The sequence below is a fragment of the Paenibacillus oleatilyticus genome (assembly GCF_018998565.1).
In the GTDB taxonomy this organism is placed as follows: domain Bacteria; phylum Bacillota; class Bacilli; order Paenibacillales; family NBRC-103111; genus Paenibacillus_G; species Paenibacillus_G oleatilyticus.
The window spans coordinates 85,719-104,822 of the sequence record NZ_JAHNZO010000006.1 but is presented as its reverse complement, the minus strand read 5'-3'; the positions used below and the strand labels follow the sequence as shown (position 1 = coordinate 104,822).

Annotated in this window: 20 protein-coding genes and 1 riboswitch; all 20 genes read left to right on the top strand. The window is 55.3% G+C overall.

The window, feature by feature from the left end:
• Positions 1-131: 131 nt before the first annotated feature.
• A riboswitch (FMN riboswitch) is annotated at positions 132-292 on the top strand.
• 313 nt (positions 293-605) lie between these two features.
• Positions 606-1,721 (top strand): bifunctional diaminohydroxyphosphoribosylaminopyrimidine deaminase/5-amino-6-(5-phosphoribosylamino)uracil reductase RibD, encoded by a 1,116-nt coding sequence (ribD, locus tag KQX66_RS09730; protein ID WP_308647216.1) that lies wholly within the window; start codon positions 606-608, stop codon positions 1,719-1,721.
• A 48-nt stretch (positions 1,722-1,769) separates the two neighbouring features.
• Entirely contained in the window at positions 1,770-2,444 is a 675-nt protein-coding gene (gene ribE, locus KQX66_RS09725; protein WP_216792258.1) for a riboflavin synthase, read from the top strand.
• A 40-nt stretch (positions 2,445-2,484) separates the two neighbouring features.
• Positions 2,485-3,699 (top strand): bifunctional 3,4-dihydroxy-2-butanone-4-phosphate synthase/GTP cyclohydrolase II, encoded by a 1,215-nt coding sequence (locus tag KQX66_RS09720; protein ID WP_216792257.1) that lies wholly within the window; start codon positions 2,485-2,487, stop codon positions 3,697-3,699.
• A 37-nt stretch (positions 3,700-3,736) separates the two neighbouring features.
• Positions 3,737-4,207 (top strand): 6,7-dimethyl-8-ribityllumazine synthase, encoded by a 471-nt coding sequence (gene ribH, locus KQX66_RS09715; protein ID WP_036680785.1) that lies wholly within the window; start codon positions 3,737-3,739, stop codon positions 4,205-4,207.
• 38 nt (positions 4,208-4,245) lie between these two features.
• Entirely contained in the window at positions 4,246-5,031 is a 786-nt protein-coding gene (locus tag KQX66_RS09710) for a segregation and condensation protein A (protein WP_010498962.1), read from the top strand.
• The gene (gene scpB, locus KQX66_RS09705; RefSeq protein WP_216792256.1) at positions 5,000-5,614 is read left to right on the top strand and encodes an SMC-Scp complex subunit ScpB; all 615 of its coding nucleotides are present in this window, start codon (positions 5,000-5,002) and stop codon (positions 5,612-5,614) included. The genes KQX66_RS09710 and scpB overlap by 32 nt, the downstream gene beginning before the upstream one ends.
• A 121-nt stretch (positions 5,615-5,735) precedes the next feature.
• Entirely contained in the window at positions 5,736-6,410 is a 675-nt protein-coding gene (locus KQX66_RS09700; RefSeq protein ID WP_216792255.1) for a DUF2953 domain-containing protein, read from the top strand.
• A gap of 151 nt (positions 6,411-6,561) precedes the next feature.
• A complete protein-coding gene (gene ytfJ, locus KQX66_RS09695) occupies positions 6,562-7,059 on the top strand; it encodes a GerW family sporulation protein (protein WP_216792254.1) in 498 nt (165 codons plus the stop codon).
• Between the two features lie 277 nt (positions 7,060-7,336).
• A complete protein-coding gene (locus tag KQX66_RS09690; RefSeq protein WP_216792253.1) occupies positions 7,337-8,443 on the top strand; it encodes an HD-GYP domain-containing protein in 1,107 nt (368 codons plus the stop codon).
• 17 nt (positions 8,444-8,460) lie between these two features.
• Positions 8,461-9,138: an SOS response-associated peptidase gene (locus KQX66_RS09685; protein WP_216792252.1), complete on the top strand. Its 678-nt coding sequence runs from the start codon at positions 8,461-8,463 to the stop codon at positions 9,136-9,138.
• 185 nt (positions 9,139-9,323) lie between these two features.
• A complete protein-coding gene (locus tag KQX66_RS09680) occupies positions 9,324-10,496 on the top strand; it encodes a D-alanyl-D-alanine carboxypeptidase family protein (RefSeq protein WP_216792251.1) in 1,173 nt (390 codons plus the stop codon).
• Between the two features lie 19 nt (positions 10,497-10,515).
• Positions 10,516-11,115, top strand: coding sequence for a nucleoside recognition domain-containing protein (locus tag KQX66_RS09675; protein WP_216792250.1), 600 nt, complete (start codon positions 10,516-10,518; stop codon positions 11,113-11,115).
• A 6-nt stretch (positions 11,116-11,121) separates the two neighbouring features.
• Positions 11,122-11,655, top strand: a complete 534-nt coding sequence (locus KQX66_RS09670; protein WP_216792249.1) for a spore maturation protein — start codon at positions 11,122-11,124, stop codon at positions 11,653-11,655.
• 139 nt (positions 11,656-11,794) lie between these two features.
• On the top strand, positions 11,795-12,136 hold the full coding sequence (locus KQX66_RS09665) for a peptidoglycan recognition protein family protein (RefSeq protein WP_216792248.1): 342 nt from the start codon (positions 11,795-11,797) through the stop codon (positions 12,134-12,136).
• Positions 12,137-12,155: 19 nt separating this feature from the next.
• On the top strand, positions 12,156-12,917 hold the full coding sequence (locus KQX66_RS09660; protein ID WP_216792247.1) for a pseudouridine synthase: 762 nt from the start codon (positions 12,156-12,158) through the stop codon (positions 12,915-12,917).
• A 73-nt stretch (positions 12,918-12,990) separates the two neighbouring features.
• The gene (gene resA, locus KQX66_RS09655; protein ID WP_216792246.1) at positions 12,991-13,530 is read left to right on the top strand and encodes a thiol-disulfide oxidoreductase ResA; all 540 of its coding nucleotides are present in this window, start codon (positions 12,991-12,993) and stop codon (positions 13,528-13,530) included.
• Between the two features lie 2 nt (positions 13,531-13,532).
• Positions 13,533-15,212: a cytochrome c biogenesis protein ResB gene (resB, locus tag KQX66_RS09650; RefSeq protein WP_216792245.1), complete on the top strand. Its 1,680-nt coding sequence runs from the start codon at positions 13,533-13,535 to the stop codon at positions 15,210-15,212.
• Entirely contained in the window at positions 15,209-16,456 is a 1,248-nt protein-coding gene (gene ccsA / locus KQX66_RS09645; RefSeq protein ID WP_216792244.1) for a cytochrome c biogenesis protein CcsA, read from the top strand. Before resB ends, ccsA begins: the two co-directional genes overlap by 4 nt.
• Before the next feature lie 69 nt (positions 16,457-16,525).
• Positions 16,526-17,242 (top strand): response regulator transcription factor, encoded by a 717-nt coding sequence (locus KQX66_RS09640; protein WP_025846431.1) that lies wholly within the window; start codon positions 16,526-16,528, stop codon positions 17,240-17,242.
• 1 nt (position 17,243) lies between these two features.
• Positions 17,244-19,085, top strand: coding sequence for an ATP-binding protein (locus tag KQX66_RS09635; protein ID WP_216792243.1), 1,842 nt, complete (start codon positions 17,244-17,246; stop codon positions 19,083-19,085).
• Positions 19,086-19,104 lie beyond the last annotated feature (19 nt).

Sequence of the window (19,104 nt, the reverse complement as noted above, 5' to 3'; positions counted from 1 at the left end):
TGCTAGGGAGCAAGCGAAAAGGGTATGTGGCCCCGTTTAAGGGCAAAAGGCAACTTGCAATTTTTACTTCGCGATGGTACTATTGCAATCAATGCTAGGTATGTTTTTCTGGTAGACCACAAGTTCATACAGCTTACCTTCGGGGCAGGGTGAAATTCCCTACCGGCGGTGATGTTTCGGCTGGTTTGTGTAGGCCGAACTCAGTCCGTGACCCGTGCAGCCAATTCTGGTTGCCGGTGGACTCGGTGCAATTCCGAGACCGACAGTATAGTCTGGATGGGAGAAGGGAAAGCGGAATCGGCGATAGACTGTCTGCGTGCGTATGTGCGTTATTTCACATACTCAACTTGCCACAGGTGTATCTGTTCGAGCATGTCTTCTTGCCATGTGTTTTTGGACATGGGCAAGGTTTATTTAGGCATGCATCGACGCGGCCTTAGCAGCATGCATGGCATTGCATTGCGATCTCTCGCTGCAAGGGATTCCGCCTGCGTTTTTTTACCTGAACGCGACACTTCTCACAAGCCCCTTTTTGTTAAGCAAAAAGAGGGCTTTTTCGCATTTTCCGGCAAGCTAATCAGGAGAGGAGGCTGCGTCAATTGACTGTGAGGTTGCTGAACGACGAGTATTACATGAATCTGGCTTTGCAGCTGGCCGCTTCGGCGGCCGGACAGACGGGCATTAATCCGGTCGTTGGCTGCGTCATCGTCAAGGACGGACGCATTGTCGGCATGGGCGCCCACCTGAAGCGGGGCGAAGCGCATGCCGAAGTTCACGCGCTGGACATGGCGGGAAGCGAAGCGGCGGGCGCCACGGCCTATGTGACGCTGGAGCCGTGCAGCCACTTCGGCAGGACGCCGCCGTGCAGCGACCGGCTGATTCGCGAAGGCGTCAAGCGGGTTGTCGTTGCGGCAACCGACCCGAATCCGCTTGTAGCTGGCAGCGGAATCGCCCGGCTTCGGGCGAGCGGCATCGAGGTGACGGAAGGGGTGCTGGAACGGGAGGCCAACGCCTTGAACGAAGTGTTCAATACGTTCATTGTCACCCGGCGGCCGTTCGTCACCGTCAAATCAGCCAGCACGCTGGACGGCAAAATCGCTGCGAGGACGGGCGACAGCAAGTGGATTACGGGCGAGGCTTCCCGCGCCTGCGTTCATACGCTGCGGCATCGCCATCAGGCGATTATGGTCGGCATCGGCACCGTGCTGGCCGACGACCCGTCCCTGACGACCCGGCTGCCCGTGCCGGGTCTGCACCCCATCCGCGTCGTCGTCGACTCGACGCTGCGGCTCCCGCACGAGGCGAAGCTCGTGCGGGACGGGACTGCGCCGACGGTCGTGCTTACGACCGAACAGGCGCCGGCGGCGCGCCGCCGCGAGCTCGAAGCGCGCGGCGTAGAAATCGTTGACTGCGGGCCGGGCCCCGCTGTCGATCTGGACGCCGCCATGGCGCGGCTCGGCGAGCGCGAGATCGGCTCGCTGCTCGTGGAGGGCGGCGGCAAGCTAAGCGGGGCGCTGCTGGAGCGCAGGCTCGCCCACAAGCTCGTGCTCTTCCTCGCGCCGAAGATCATCGGCGGAGGCGCGCTGGCGCCGGCGAACTTCGATTTCGCCGGCTTTGGGCAAATGCGCGAGGCGATTCGGCTGGAGCGCATACAGGTCGAGACGCTCGGCGACGATCTGTGCCTGATCGGGTACCCGAGGTACGTCGAACCGAACGAGTAGACAAGCTGTTTCGAGAAGACGAATAGCGATGAAAAGGAGGGACATTCCGTGTTCACTGGAATTATCGAGGAAATTGGCACGCTTCGCCGCATGGCGAAGCAAGGACAGGCGATGGTGCTGACGATCGGGGCGAAGCGTATCCTGGACGATGTCAAGCTTGGCGACAGCATTGCGGTGAACGGCGTCTGCTTGACCGTCATCGCTTATGACGAGGTGTCATTCACCGTCGATGTGATGCCGGAAACGTTCCGGCGGACGAACTTGTCCCGGCTGTCGACCGCGTCGCCGGTTAATTTGGAGCGGGCGATGACGGCAGGCGGACGGTTTGGCGGTCACATCGTGCAGGGGCACGTCGATTCGACCGGCATCATCCGGGGGCGGACACCGGAAGAAAACGCCGTCGTCTTCCGCGTAGAGCCGCGCGACCCGGGTATCTTAAAATATATTATCCCGCACGGCTCGATCACGATCGACGGGATCAGCCTGACGGTCGTCGAGCTGGGAGACACGTCGTTTACCGTATCCATCATCCCGCACACGCTGGCGGAAACGGTGCTTCAGTACAAGAAGCAAGGGGATGAAGTCAATCTCGAAGCCGACGTTCTCGGCAAATACATCGAGCGGCTGCTGACCTTCCGAACGGGAGAAGGAGCCGCTGCAACCAAAGGGACAACCCCAGGCGGTCTGAGCGCGGCGTTTTTAACGGAGCACGGGTTTCTGTAATTCGGGCCCGGCTCCCATCGACAAAAAGGAGGAGAGAGGAATGGACGAACCGATCCGGTTTCATCCGATTGAAGAAGCGATATACGATCTGATGCTGGGCAAAGTCGTTATCGTCGTGGACGACGAAGACCGCGAGAACGAGGGCGACTTCATCGCTCTGGCCGAGAAAGCGACGCCGGAGGTCATCAACTTCATGATCAAGGAAGGACGCGGCCTCGTCTGCGCTCCGATTACCGAAGAGCGGGCTAGGGAGCTGGACTTGCCGCAGATGGTATCGCGCAATACGGATTACCATGGCACGGCCTTCACGGTTTCGATCGATCACGTCGAAACGTCGACCGGCATTTCCGCATCGGAGCGTTCCCGGACCGTGCAGGCGCTGATCGATCCGCAGACGAAGCCGCAGAGCTTCCGCCGTCCGGGACATATTTTTCCGCTCACGGCCAAGAAAGGCGGCGTGCTGCGCCGCGCCGGACATACGGAGGCGGCAGTCGATCTGGCGCGCATGTGCGGCGCTTATCCCGCTGCCGTCATCTGCGAAGTAATCAAGGAAGACGGCGAAATGGCCCGCGTCCCAGACCTGATCGAGATCAGCCGCAAGCATGATCTGAAGATCATCACGATCCAGGACCTGATCCGCTACCGCAATCAGAAGGAGAAGCTGGTGCAGCGCGAGGTCGAGGTGCGGATGCCGACGGACTTCGGCGTCTTTACCGCGATCGCCTACTCGAATGACGTTGACCGCAAAGAGCATGTGGCGCTCGTGAAAGGTAAGATCGATAGTAATCGTCCGACGCTTGTGCGTGTTCATTCCGAATGCTTGACCGGCGACGTTTTCCACTCTCACCGCTGCGATTGCGGACCTCAGCTCGCGGCGGCACTGAAGCAGATCGAAGAGGCGGGCTCCGGCGTGCTGCTGTACATGCGGCAGGAAGGACGCGGCATCGGCTTGATCAACAAGCTGAAGGCGTACAAGCTGCAGGAGCAGGGGCTCGATACCGTCGACGCGAACCTGAAGCTGGGCTTCGCCCCCGATCTGCGGGATTATGGAATCGGCGCGCAAATCTTGAAGGATCTCGGCATCGGACGCATCCGGCTCATGACGAACAATCCGCGCAAAATTCGCGGTCTGGAAGGCTATGGGCTTGAAGTGGACGAGCGTGTGCCGCTGCAAATGGAAGAAAACGAGGACAATACGAACTACCTGCATACGAAGCAGGCGAAGCTGGGGCATCTGCTTGATTTTACCATCTAAAAAAATATTTCATCAAATGAAGGGAAGTTGAAGGGATATGGCGAAAGTATACGAAGGACATCTGGTCTCGCAAGGTTTAAAATACGGGATCGTGGTCGGACGGTTCAACGAATTTATTACGAACAAGCTGCTGGGCGGCGCGCTGGATGCGTTGAAACGGCACGGCGTACACGAAGACGAAGTCGAGATAGCCTGGGTTCCTGGCGCGTTCGAAATTCCGTTGATCGCCCAGAAAATGGCCGAGAGCGGCAAGTACGACGCCGTCATCACGCTAGGTGCGGTCATTCGCGGCTCCACTCCGCATTTCGACTACGTTTGCAATGAAACGGCCAAAGGCGTGGCTGCCATTTCGCTCAAAACCGGCATTCCCGTTATTTTCGGCGTGCTGACGACCGACTCGATCGAGCAGGCGGTGGAGCGCGCGGGGACCAAAGCCGGCAACAAAGGCTGGGAAGCGGCTGCGAGCGCCATCGAGATGGCCAATTTGACGAAACAGCTGACTACCTGACGAAAGCTGCATGAGGATTAAGGGGGAACGAGAGGAAAGTGAAAGTCACAGTAAAGCTGGAAACCTTTGAAGGCCCCCTTGATTTGCTGCTGCACTTGATCGATAAAGCGGAAGTCGATATTTACGATATTCCGATCAAAGAAATTACGGATCAATACATGGAATACCTGGACGCCATGCAGGAACTGGAGCTCGAAGTGACGAGCGAGTTCCTCGTCATGGCAGCGACGTTGCTTTCCATTAAGAGCAAGATGCTTCTGCCGAAGCCGCCCGTCGTGGATCTGGAATTCGACGATTACATGATGGACGAGGAGTACGACCCCCGCGCCGAGCTCGTAGCGAAGCTGATCGAATACCGCAAGTATAAGGCGATTGCGGATCATCTGCGGGACAAAGAGATGGAGCGCAGCCTCATTTATACGAGAGAGCCCGAGGACTTGACCCCGTATGTGCCTGCGGTGCAGGAAAACCCGGTCAAAGGGCTGCATGTGGCCGATCTCGTTAACGCGTTTCGCAAGGCGATGCGGCGGATGCAGAGCCGTCAGGCGATTGCCAAGATCCGCAAGGACGAAATCTCGGTGAAGGATCGCATGTACGAGGTGGTCGATACGCTCGAGAAGTGCGGGGGCAAAGTCATGTTTTCGAAATTGCTGGACGACGACGCGACGAAAGACGCGATTGTCGTTACATTTTTGGCGCTGCTGGAGCTGATGAAAGTCAAGCGAATCGTCTGCTTCCAGCATAAGCTTTTTGACGATATTGTGATTCAGGCAAGAGAGGAAGGAACGGCGGATGGATTTTGGGCAGATGAAATCAGTTATTGAAGGCTTGTTGTTTGTGGCGGGAGACGAGGGATTGGACGCCAAACAGCTGGCTGATGTGCTGGAGCTCAGCGCCGAGTTCGTAACCGACCTTGTGCTGGATCTGCAGGAGGAACTGAAGCGGCAGGGCCGCGGAATCCAGATTGTCGAGCTGGCGGGTACTTATCAGCTTACGACCGTGCCGGAGCACGCGCCGTATCTTGAGCGGCTGGCCTACTCTCCCTCGCGGACGTCGCTTTCTCAAGCGGCGCTGGAGACGCTCGCGATCGTAGCGTACAAGCAGCCGATCACGCGGGTGGAGATCGAAGAGATTCGCGGGGTGAAATCGGATCGCGCGCTGCAGACGCTGGTGGCCAAAGACTTGATTCAAGAGGTGGACCGGGCAGACGCGCCGGGAAGGCCGATTCTGTACGGAACGACCAAATCGTTTCTCGATTATTTCGCGCTCAGTACGATTGAGGATCTTCCGGAGACATCGATGTTCGAAAATGACGATAATTTGGAAGAAGAGACAAGGCTGCTTTTCGAGAAGCTGGACGGTAAACAAATCACGTTCGAGGACGTGGCGGAGCCGGAAGGCATGTAACGTACGCATGTTTTTCCATTGCTGGGCTATACTAACTCCTGAGGAAACGAAGCAAACGGCTTCCGGCTCAGGAGTATTTGTGCTGCCCGCAGCGTCTCGGGCCGAAGAGGAGGAACATCGCATGATATGGGCTTGGATCGCCGGAGCGGTCGCGGTCTTGATTTTTGCTGTAGCGCAAAGCAAGGTCAAAATTTGCCTGTCTTTTGTTCATATGGAACAAAATGACGAAATTCGAATCGATCTCCGCTCTTTATTCGGACTTATTCGCTACAGGTACATCGTACCGCTGCTCCGCTTCCAGGGATGGCTGGAAGGGCTGGAACTGAAATCGGAGAAGACGAATCCGAACAAGGGTCAATATCAGGGCGAGCCCAAACGTAAAATCGACTTCGATAAAATTAAAGAGGCGATTGATAATTATCGTGTATTACTTCACAACTGTTTTAAGTTTAACCAATGGTTTCGTCGACTGCTCAGCCGTTTTCATTGCACCGAGTTGAACTGGAAAACGTCGGCCGGCATCGGGGACGCGGCGGAGACGGCCGTTGTCGTGGGCACCATATGGGGGCTCAAAACGTCGCTTCTAGGATATATATTCCGGACGATCCGGCTTGAGGCGAAGCCGGAGCTGCAAGTCATGCCGGTGTTTAATCAGAACGTGTTTATTACCGAAGGCATATGCCGCCTGCATATCCGCTTCTGGCATCTTGCCGCGGCGGGCATCCAACTGCTTTTCCGGATTTTAAAAGTAAAAGGCGGGCTGCGCGCTTGGAAGAAAGTGCTGCTGCGCACCTGATGAAGCTGTCGTGAACTGCGTGGCGCAGAAGCGGCGGCTTTTCGGCATTTCCGGACTGCAACCCGCATACCGTTTTCGGCTTTGGGCAATGCTAAAAAAGCAATCGAAAATTGTAGCGTTCAAGCCTTTTCGAAAAGGAGGATCATCATTCATGTCTGAGCATCCGATTCAAGGACTCATGAAAACGGCCATGGAAAACATCAAAGAAATGGTCGACGTCAATACGATTGTGGGCGATCCGGTCGAAACCCCGGATGGCAGCGTCATTATGCCGATCAGCAAAGTAGGGTTCGGCTTTGCGGCCGGAGGCAGCGAGTTTGTCACCGACGAATCCTCTGCCAACGGCATCAGCCGCAACGATGCGCATAACGCTAATGTGGCCCTGCCTTTCGGCGGCGGCAGCGGCGGCGGCGTATCCATCACGCCGATCGCTTTTCTGGTCGTAGGCAAGCTTGGCGTCAAGGTCGTGCCGCTCGATAACCAGACTCACCTGCTTGAGCGTTTGATCGACTCGGCGCCGCATGTCGTCGACCGCATTCAAACGATGATCAAAAATGGGGTGAAATCCGGTACTGGGGCGATGACGGAAGGAACCGGGGGGGCTACTACCGTCACGAACAACATCGAGAATCAGAACTTTATTGTCTGATTTGTAGGCGTTTGGAAAGAGTTGCTTAGCTTTCCAGCAACACTTTCTTTTCACCCGACCGTTTTTTGGTCATAATAAACCTGTAGACAAAGACATAAATGGATATGAAAAAGGTTAGATCGTATCACTCGGCGAGCTGCTCTTAGGAGCAGCTTTTACATATTTTTTACTGTTTTTTGATTCATTAACATAAGAAATATTGCTCTTTCCCGCTAGTTGCACTATAGTTATTTTTGTAACCGTAGGACCGAAGACATGGGGAAAGAGGTATACGTTCATGCGGCTGTTGCCCACCAGATCGTGCGAACCGGGTATGCGCCTCGGGAAGTGCATTTATAGCGAAGAAGGCGTCATTCTATTAAATGAAGGAGTGGAATTGACGGGAGGATTAATCGGGCGTTTGGAGAGACTCGGCATCGATTATTTATATATTGCCGACAAGGCGACGGAAGACCTTAAGATTGAGGAACCGCTTGCAGATGAAACGAGAATCAGAGCGCTAACCGAAATCCGCACTCATTTTCGCAGCTTCATGGAAAACGAAAGCCGATCCAAATTTTCTAAAAACCACGTGCTCGGACGTTCGTTCGGAAATGTCATGAAGATGATTATCGACGACTTGAACGAAAAGCAGGGTACCGCGATTATGCTGCTTAATATGAACGTTCTGAACAACTATTTGTACCAGCACTCGTTGAATGTTTGCATCTATGCGACCATGCTCGGCATGGTCAGCGGCTATACCAAAGACGAGCTGATGGCGCTCGGACTGGGCGCGCTGCTGCATGACATCGGCAAGACCAAGATCAACCTGGACATTATCAAGAAGCCCGGACCGCTCACGGCGGAGGAATTCGAAGAGGTAAAGAAGCATACGGAGATCGGCTTCCGCCTGCTCAAGGACGAGCCGAATATGCCCCTGCTTTCCGCCCACTGCGCCTTTCAGCATCACGAACGGGAAAATGGCAGCGGATACCCGAGGGGGATTACGGGAAAGGACATTCACGAATACGCCAAGTGGATCGCCGTCGCAGACAGCTATGACGCGATGACGACGCACCGCCCGCACCGGCTCGCGATGCTTCCGCATCAGGCAATGGAAGTGCTGTTTGCGGGCGTCGGAACGCTGTACGATCAGCGCAAAGTAGCGATGTTCCGGGATAACGTCGCCATCTATCCGCTCGGCTTGACCGTCACGCTAAGTACGGGAGAGCAGGGGGTTGTCGTCAATATTAACCCTGCGGTGCCGCAGCGTCCCGTCGTCCGGGTGCTGATCGACGCCTATGGCCAAGTGCTGGGGCAGCCTTACGAAATCGATTTGGCCGAGAAGCTGACGGTATTTATTAACCATGCGGATAATATATCTCAAGCCCGCCAAGCTTGAAAGGGGGACGCTCCGGCATGTGCGGACGCTATACCGTTACCGTAAGTTTCGAAGAGCTGGTGCTGCATTTTATGCTGGACCGGCGTCCGGCGCCTTTTCAGCCGCGCTATAATGCGGCGCCGGGTCAATGGATTCCCGCGATTATCGGGGGTGCAGGCGACGGGGTGAACCGGCTTGGCGAGCTTCGCTGGGGCCTGGTGCCCTCCTGGGCGCAGGATGACAAATCCGGCGCGCGCATGATGAACGCGCGGGCCGAAACCGCCGCCGAGAAGCCTGCCTTCCGCGGCCTGCTGAAGCGGAAGCGCTGCCTCATTCCGGCCGACGGCTTTTATGAATGGAAACGGATCGGCTCGCGGAAGCAACCGGTCCGTTTCGTGCTGGCGGACGGAGGATTGTTCGGCATGGCTGCATTATATGACACATGGCTGGCGGAGGACAGAACGAAGCTGCACACTTGCACAATCCTTACGACTGCCGCGAACGAATTGGTAGCCGAGGTTCACGAGCGGATGCCCGTCATTTTGCCGCGAGAGCACGAAAGCTTGTGGTTAAACCGGACCGTGCAGGACGAAAGGGAGCTGCTGCCTGTTTTGCAGCCGTATCCCGCCGAGCGGATGAGGTATTACGAGGTCGACCCGAAGGTCGGCCGCGTTTCCTATAATGAGCCCGATTGCATAGAGCCTTTAGCCTTGTAGTTTGTGGGAATACCCACGGACGCAAGGCTTTTTTATTTGATTTCTTTTCCCATACGCTTCAAGTTGCGGCTTGTCATGGGCCGTTCATAACCTGAAGTGACAAGCATATACTTGTACAAAGACATGGAGTTGTCCGATCGATACCGGTCGGCCTTTCCTGTAGGATGGCGTGTGGGAGGATAAAGATGAGAAAAGGATGTTTGCTTTTGCTCACTTTGCTGTTGGTTTATATGGGCGCGCTTCCGCCGGCGGGAGTCAGCGCCGCTCCGGGCGTATCCACCGGCGCGGCGGCTGCGGCATTGATCGACGTCGCTTCCGGGCGGCTGCTTTACAGTTCCAGGGGAGACACACCGATGCGCATCGCCAGCTTGACCAAAATCATGACGGCGATTGTCGCGATTGAGCATGGGCGTTTGACCGATCGGGCGAAGGTGAGCAAGAACGCGTTCGGCAAAGAAGGGTCTTCCATTTACTTGAGGTTGAACGAGGAAATGAATCTTAAGGACTTGCTATACGGCTTGATGCTCCGTTCCGGGAATGATACGGCGATTACGATTGCCGAGCATGTGGGCGGCAGCATGGAAGGCTTCGTCTTCTTGATGAACGAGAAGGCGAAGGTCGTCGGGATGACGAATTCCAGCTTTAAAAATCCTTCCGGCCTGGACGAGCAAGGGCACTATTCGACGGCGAACGATATGGCCAAGCTGACCGCTTATGCCCTCAAAAACCCCGTGTTTCAGGAAATTGTGAAAACGAAAGTGAAGAAGGTGCCGAATCCGAACGAATCCTGGGATTACAGCTGGATCAATAAAAATAAAATGCTATCGCTCTACGAGGGAGCGGATGGGGTAAAAACCGGCTATACGAAGCTGGCGAAGCGGTGCCTTGTCTCTTCGGCGACCCGAGGCGGGCAGCAGCTCGCTGTCGTGACCTTGAACGATCCCGATGATTGGATCGATCACTCCCGGCTTCTCGACTTCGGCTTCAAGCATTTTCCCCTGCTTTCTTTAGCCGAGAAGGGGGAGGCGATTGAGGGGACCGGGCTTGTCGCCGGGGCATCGTTTCGGTATCCGGCGGAACAGGCGGAACGCGGACGACTGGCGCGTCAGCCGATTTTATACGATGCGGCTTCCGTCGAGAGTCGGCTGGGGGAAGCGGGGCGATTGCAATTTTTGCTGGACGGCAAGCCGGTCGGTTCGGTCCCGCTGTTTGCCAAGGAAAGCCCCCGGTTGAACCAGAAAGAACGGTCCGCCTATTCATTTGCGGATACGGAAGAGCTTGGCGGCGGCAATTCGCGCAAATGGCTCTATATCTTGACCGAGCTGACCCGGGTACTGTTTACCGGGCAAGCGGATTAAGCGGAAGGGAGCGGCGGGCATGGTCAACTGGATATGGTTGTTTTTCATTGTTGCGGGGTTTGTCGTCGCTGCTTTTCAGGGCAAAATCGAATTGGTCACGGAGGCGGTATTTGACGGCGCCAAGAGCGGAGTGACGGTCTGCTTCGGGCTCATCAGCATTATGGTGTTCTGGCTCGGCATCATGCGAATCGCCGAGGATGCGGGTTTGCTGCAGAAGCTGGCGAAGCTGCTCTCGCCGATCGTGCGCGCGCTTTTCCCAAGTGTACCCAAAAATCATCCGGCACTCGGATACATTATGTCGAACATGAGCGCCAACATCCTGGGACTGGGCAATGCCGCCACACCGATGGGCATTAAAGCAATGCAGGAGCTGCAGCTCCTGAACAAGCATAAAGACATCGCGAGCCCCGCCATGTGCACGCTCCTTGCGCTCAATACGGCCAGCATCACCCTGATTCCGACAACGCTGATCGCCATTCGAATGAATTACAATTCGGCGAATCCGGCGGAAATCGTCGGTACGACGCTGCTCGCTACCTTTATCTCGACCTTGGCGGCCATCATGGTTGACCGGTGGTACCGCAAGCGATCAACGCCGCCCGGACAGGGGAAAGGATGAACCCGCGTGTATAACTTGGTCAATTGGATATCGGCATGGGCCATCCCTGTCGTGATCGTCTTCATTCCTCTTTATGCCGCTTACCGGAAAGTTCCCGTCTACGAATCGTTTGTGGAAGGAGCTAAAGAAGGCTTCGATACGACAATCCGGATTATACCGCATCTGGTCGGCATGATGGTGGCGATCAGCGTGTTCCGCGCATCCGGGGCGATGGATCTGATGATTGGCTGGCTCAAGCCGATTTGCGAGCAGCTTGGCATTCCGGGCGATATTATTCCGCTCGCTTTTTTGCGCCCGATTACAGGCGCCGGCTCGCTTGCCTTTACGACAGACCTGATCTCCGAGTTCGGCCCCGATTCGATGATCGGACGGATCGCTTCCACGATCCAAGGAAGCACGGATACGACGCTGTACGTCATCACGGTTTATTTCGGCGCCATCGGCATCCGCAAGGCCGGCTATGCCCTTAAGGTCGGCCTTATTTCCGACGCCGTCGGATTTATCGCTTCGATCGCGATCTGCTCGTTGGTCTTTGCCTGAACGCAGCAGGTGAATCGCATGCCGCATGCGAGCGGACCCGTTTTCCGCCCGCTCCGGCTTATTCGCCGGGCCCCGCATCACCCCCCATTCTCTCCGCACATATACTGTGAGCAGTCCAGTCCTTAACGAGGTGAACCGCATGCAGTATTACGGCATTGTCATCCATCACTCCGCCTGCTCCTCCATTAACGGAAAAGGGTATGATTATTTCATCGCCAAAAACGGCGACATCATCCCTTCTTCCGAGCAAACCGATCCGCTCTACATCCACCTTTGTCTCGAAGGGGACTTCTCCGGGCCGCGCGCCGTCCGCGCTCCCGCGGAAAAAGAGCAGCTGTTTTTGATGAACAAGCTGATTCTCCGGCTGGCGGAAACGTACGGTTTTCAGCCCGACGACATTTTTCCTCATTCGATTACGTGCCCGGGCGGCGAATTTCCGTGGGCGCAACTTGTGATTTCACCCGAGGATAGGTATCATTAGCTTGAGGTGAATCCAACAGATGGACAGATTGCAAAAAGTGTTGGCCGAAGCGGGTGTGGCCTCCCGCCGCAAGTGTGAAGAATTGATTACCGCAGGACGTGTGGAAGTCAATGACAAGGTAGTAACGACCCTGGGGGTGAAGGTAGATCCTTCCCAGGATTTCATTAAAGTGGACGGCAAGCCGATCCGCCGGCAGTCCAAAGTGTATGTGATCTTCAACAAGCCGAAAGGCGTCATCACGAGCGCCCAAGATCCCGAAGGACGCAAAACGGTAACGGAGTTTTTCAAAAACATCAAGCAGCGCATCTATCCGATCGGTCGACTGGATTATGATACGGAAGGCTTGCTGCTGCTCACCAATGACGGGGAGTTCGCCCATTTGCTGACGCATCCGAAGCACCACGTGCCGCGCACCTATTTGGCCACGGTCAAAGGTGTGCCTCATGGCAGCTTGCTGGACAAGCTGAAGAACGGGATTCAGCTGGAAGACGGGATGACCGCGCCCGCCGAGGTGGAATACCAGGACGTCCGTCCGGAAACCAATGAAGCCGTCGTGAAAATTACGATTTACGAAGGACGCAACCGACAGGTGCGGCGGATGTTCGATGCGATTCATCATCCGGTCATTAAGCTGAAACGGATTCAATTCGGGCCGCTTCAGCTATCCGGCATTCCTCGGGGCAAGTTTCGCCACCTGACCCCGCAGGAGGTCAACGAGCTTCGTCAGGAAGCGCTTAAAGCGGGAGAAAGCAAGTCACATAAAATTCAAAAAGGCGAATAATTACATGGACCATTTTCGATATAATGGAAGTGTGATATTTGTCAGTCAACTCTCGTTTTAAAGGTGTGAGAATATGGGAAAACATAGACGATGGGTCCAAATTTCCATTTTTGCCGTCATTATCGTCATCGGCGCGCTCACGCTCGCGAGCAACCTGTTCGGGAGCGACAAGAAACCGACGCAAGGCTCGGAGGCGCCGGACTTTAAGCTGCTCGGCCTGGACGGCACCACCCGCAAGCTATCCGATTACCGCGGCAAAGTCGTCGTCGTCAACTTCTGGGGAACATTCTGCGAGCCCTGCCGCAACGAGATGCCGGCGCTCGAAAGACAGCGCGCCAAGTGGGCGGATAAAAATGTAGAGATTCTCGGCCTCAATCTGGACGAGCCCAGAGTCGCGGTCGAAAACTTCGTCAGCCAATACAAGGTTACGTTCCCGATTTTGCTCGACAAGAACGAGGAAACCCGCAAGCGTTACGGTGTTTCCCAGTATCCGACCACGTTCTTCATCGGACCGGAAGGGAAGGTCGAAGTCATGCGGATCGGCGAAATGGACGAGGCGTACATTGAGAAGACCATCACATCGCTATTACCGCAAAAGCAAGGGTGGAAGTAGGCATGATTCAAAACACGAAATGCGAATGCGGACACCAGAATCATGTCGGCACCATGCTGTGCGAGTCCTGTGGCAAGCCGCTTTCGGACGAAGGCGGCAGCGAGCCGCTTGAGATGCGGTACGACGGGGTCGCCCGGCGATCCCAGCGTGCGAATCCCGGCGTGCTGGACCGGGTGTGGAATTTTTTCTCGTCCGTCAAAATCGCCGTTTATCTCATCGCGATCACGCTGCTGGGCTCGATTTTGGGGACCGTATATCCGCAGGAAAATACGTTTCTGAACATCGATCCTGCGGTGTATTATAAAGAAACGTACGGAACGATCGGATACATTTATTATTTGCTGGGGCTATCCCATACGTTCGAATCCTGGTGGTTCATTACGCTGCTGTTCATGATCGGCACGTCGCTCGTCGTCTGCAGTCTGGACCGCGTGCTGCCGTTGTATCGGGCGTTAAGCAAGCAACAGATCCGCAAACATTTAAGCTTCATCACGCGTCAAAAAGTAGCTTTTATCGGACCGCTTCCATCCGCTGCCGAGGGCTCGGGACAGACGCCGGAAGCTTGGACGGAGCAGGCGGCGGAGGTGCTCCGCAAGCAGCGCTACCGCGTACATACGGACGGCACGGCGCTGCTGGCGGAGAAAAATCGCTTCAGCCGCTGGGGACCTTATATCAATCATATCGGTTTGATTATTTTTCTGGGCGCCGTATTGATGCGCAGCATTCCGGGCTGGCATATGGACCAGCATATCGCTTTTCCGGAAGGCAAGCTTGTCAAAATTCCTGAGACTTCTTATTATTTGAAGAACGAGAAATTTACGTTGGAGTTTTACAAGCCGGAAGAGATGTCGGAGAGCTTCCGCTCCAAAGGACAGGACGTCCCGAAGGTATTCGAGACGAAAGCGGTGCTCTACCAGTGCAAGGCGGATTGCGACGATCCGGCGAAGGAGCCGGTGCTTGAAGAAGTGCACCGCCAGGATATTGTCGTGAACAAGCCGCTGGAGTACAATGGATTTCTCGCGTATCAATTCGACTTCAAGCCGTCTCCGACGCTCATATCCGTCAAGCCGACGCTTAAGAACAAGCAAACCGGCGAGACGTACGGAAGCTTCGAGCTGCCGATGAACAAGCCTGCGGAATCGTATACCGCAGGTCCTTACCAATTGAAGCTGAAGGCGTATTTCCCCGAATTCGCTTTGGACGACAAAGGCGTGCCGATGACCAAGTCCAACGAACCGAAAGCTCCGGCGTTCGTATTTGCCATTTCGGGTCCGGGCTTGAAGCTGGAAGGGGAGCCTTATATGTACTTCCCGCGTCAGGTGGATAAAGTCAATTTCCGTCAAGACGAAATCAACGGAGAGCTTGGCGCCAGGCTGGAGCTGTCCGTTGGTTCGATGGCTGACGTAGCCATTTCGGAGTATGTCAGTTACTTGAATATCCGGGTCGACCGGGCCATGCCGTATATCTGGGTCGGTGCAGCTATTTCGATGATCGGCTTGATTATGGGCTTTTATTGGCACCATCGCCGGATCTGGCTGCGCATCGATAACGGACAGCTTGCGCTCGGCGCTCATACGAACAAGAACTGGTACGGTATCCGGAAGGAAGTGGCCCAGGTCTTGATAAAAACGGGAATCGACATCGATCCGAAGACGCTGGAAAGAAAGGTGATTGAAACGTGAGCAGCACGTTTTTGCTGATTGCTTTTATCGTGTACGCCCTGGCACTGCTCGGCTTCGTCATAGCCGTTACCGGGAAAAAATCGGTTCAGGAGGCGGACCCGGAAGGGTTCGCCAAGCGGTGGGGCTTCATCGGCTTCATCCTGACCGTGATCGGATTTTTGTGTCATGTGACGTTTTTCTTTACCCGCTGGGCGGAAGGCGGGCATATTCCGACGAGCAACATGTACGAATTCATGACCTTCCTCGGAATGATGATCGTGCTCGCGTTTATCGTCGTCTACTTGATTTATCGCACGCCCGCGCTTGGCGTATTCGCGATGCCTGTATCGATTATTATCATCGCTTATGCTTCGGTGTTTCCGCGCGAAGTGCAGCCGCTTATTCCGGCGCTGCAAAGCTACTGGCTCAAAATCCACGTGACGACCGCGGCGCTCGGTGAAGCATTTTTCGCCGTCGGGTTTGCCGCAGGCTTGATGTATCTGCTCCAGAACGTCAATTTCGGCGGAACATCCAAAGCGGACCGCAGGGAGCAGCGCGGCGTTGAGTTTACCATTTTTACCCTGCTCATGATTATCTCGTTTGTTGTTGCCATCTTCGGCTTTAATGCAGCAGGGTATAAAGCGACATTCGTCAGCGACGTCAAGATGACCGATATCAATAATATCGAGCAGGTCGTGAAGCAAAATGTCGAGTACGTACTGCCGCCGATCGTAAAACCGTATCAGAGCGAGCAGTTGGAAATGAAGCCTTTTCTCGGGATGACCGAGCCGCTGTTCGAAGCTCCGTCCTGGATGGAGGGGGCGAATGCCGGGCGGAAGTTCAATACGGTCATTTGGTCGGTTCTTCTGGGCACCTTGCTGTACGCGCTGATTCGTCTTGTGGTCCGCAAGCCGTTGGGCCGGGCGCTTCAGCCCACGATGCGAGGGATTGACTCGGAGGATGTCGATGAGATCGGCTACCGGGCGATTGCTATCGGCTACCCGATCTTCACGCTCGGGGCGCTCATTTTTGCGATGATTTGGGCACATGAAGCATGGGGACGCTTCTGGGGCTGGGATCCGAAGGAAGTGTGGGCGCTGATTGTCTGGTTGTTTTATGCGGTGTACCTGCATCTTCGTCTTTCCCGCGGCTGGCAGGGCAAAAAATCCGCCTGGCTGTCCGTGATCGGGTTTCTCGTCGTCATGTTTACGCTCATCGGCGTAAACCTGGTAATCGCCGGCTTGCATTCGTATTCCGGCACGTAAACCGGCACAGCGGAAGCATGCCGAGTTTCAAATAACGGTCGTTAATCTCAATTGAAAAGAGGTTCAGCCATGAGCGAGACGAAGTTGAACATATTGGTTGTAGATGATGAGGAACGGATTCGCCGCCTGCTGCGGATGTATTTGGAGAAAGAAAATTACAGCATTGACGAAGCCGAGGATGGCGAATCGGCGCTGCGCAAAGCGCTGGATCAGGATTACGACCTGATTCTGCTCGACGTGATGCTGCCGGGCATCGACGGCAATGAAGTATGCGCCCGGCTGCGCCAGGTGAAATCGACGCCGGTCATTATGCTGACGGCCAAAGGCGAAGAAACGAACCGTGTCCAAGGCTTCGAATCGGGAGCGGACGACTATGTGGTGAAGCCGTTCAGTCCCCGCGAGGTCATTTACCGCGTCAAGGCCATTCTGCGGAGATCTTCGGTCACCGCGTATTTGTCCAAGGAAGTGAATTCGAGCAATAATATCGTATTCCCGAATCTGGTGATCGAGCACGACGCTCACCGCGTCACGGCCGGAGGACAGGAAGTGGCATTGACTCCGAAAGAATACGAGCTGCTTCATTATTTGGCGGTGTCGCCGGATAAGGTGTTTTCCCGGGAAGAGCTGCTCAAGGATGTATGGAACTACGAGTTTTTCGGTGATTTGCGCACGGTCGATACCCATGTGAAACGGCTGCGCGAGAAGCTGAATAAAGTGTCGCCGGACGCCGCTTCCATGATTACGACGGTTTGGGGCGTAGGCTACAAGCTCGAGGTCCCGAAATAACGTGTTTATTTTAAAAAGTGTTGTCGGTAAACTGTGGATTACGATTATCGGGCTGGTTGTTGTCGTTTTATTGACGCTCAGCCTTTTTTTGTTCCGATATATCGAAACGTCGTTCCCCAAGTCCAAGGATCAGGCGGAAACGCTCACGAGGCTGGCCGTCAAGGTGGCCAATGAAATCTCCCTCCATAAGGAAGAACGGCGGTATTTGCAGGTTGTCAACGAGCTGCTCAGCGCCCAGGGGGCCAGCATCCTGATGGTGACTGCCAATTTCGAGCAGATCGATCCGCCGTTTGCGCAAGCGCCGGACAAGACGTTCCGTTATACCGATTTCTTCACGAAGGCGGATTTACAGAAAGCGTTCGCCGGGCAATCGGTCGATAACCGCAATACGAGCTCGGGTCCGCGCGCCCCTTTGAGCAATCAATACACGGCTGTAGCCGTGCCTTATATGAATGAAGGCCAGACGCAAACCGCCGGAGCGCTGATCCTGTATCAGCTCACGCAGTCCGCGGAGGAGACGCAGGCTTATGTCAAAAAGCTGTTCGTCGTCGTTGGCGTCGCCGGCTTTCTGATGACAACGTTCTTCGCCTTCTTCCTGCTGACCAAAATTACGCAGCCATTGCTCCAGCTCAAGAAGGCGGCTGATCTGATCTCGAAGGGCGAATATGATACCCGTGTGCCGATCACGTCTTCCGACGAGCTGGGCGAGCTGGGCAAAACGTTCAACCATATGGGACAGAAGCTTTCGGATACGATCAAGGCGCTAAGTCACGAAAAGGAGCACTTGGCCAGCGTGCTGCGAAGCATGGGGGATGCGGTGATTACGTTCGACGCCGACGGGAAAGTTATTCTGACCAATCCTCCGGGAGATAAGGTCGTAAGGGATTGGAACGAGATTCATTGGACGGACGACTGGTTCGGTCAGGACGATAGACAGATGCCGCAGAAACCGGAAACGGTTCCCGAGCCGCTTCAGCCGTTATTCCAAGGGGTCATCTCCGAGGCGAAGGAAATGACGGCGAAGCTGCATGTTCAGAGCGAGGTATGGTCTGTCGTGATGGCGCCATTGTATTCGCATGAGATTGTGCGCGGGGTCGTCGCCGTTATGCGGGATGTCACGGAGGAATTCCGGCTCGACAAGCTGCGCAAAGATTTTGTCGCCAACGTATCGCACGAGCTGCGCACGCCGCTGTCGATGCTGCAGGGCTACAGCGAGGCGTTGATCGACGATATCGCAGCTACGCCCGAAGAACGCAAGGATCTGGCGCAGGTCATTCACGACGAGTCGCTTCGTATGGGGCGGCTGGTTAAGGATTTGCTCGACCTCGCGAAGATGGAGACGGGCAATATGGAATTGAATTTCCGCGAGCTGGAAGTGAACACGTTCTTAAAGCGGGTACACCGTAAATTCGCGGGCTTGTCCAAGGAGCACGGCATTACGATGACCTGCATCCTTCCTGAGGAAGAGCTGGTGCTGTACCAGGCCGACGAAGACCGGATGGAGCAGGTGCTGACGAATCTGCTGGACAATGCGATCCGGCATACGCCGTGTCAATCGCTAATTCAGCTGAGCGCGGCGCCGACGCGCTACAAAGGGGAAAACGCGGTATTGATCGAGGTGGCGGACCAAGGCTACGGCATTCCGGCGGAAGACCTGCCTTACATCTTCGAGCGCTTCTACAAGGCGGATAAAGCCCGTACGCGCGGAGCTACCGGCGGAACGGGATTGGGGCTATCGATCGTAAAAAATATCATAGAAGCCCACGAGGGCACCGTACATGTCAAAAGCCAGCCGGGGCAGGGGACGACATTTTCCATCACGCTTCCCTGCAAAGCGGTGTAAAACCAGACAAAAGCCTCCG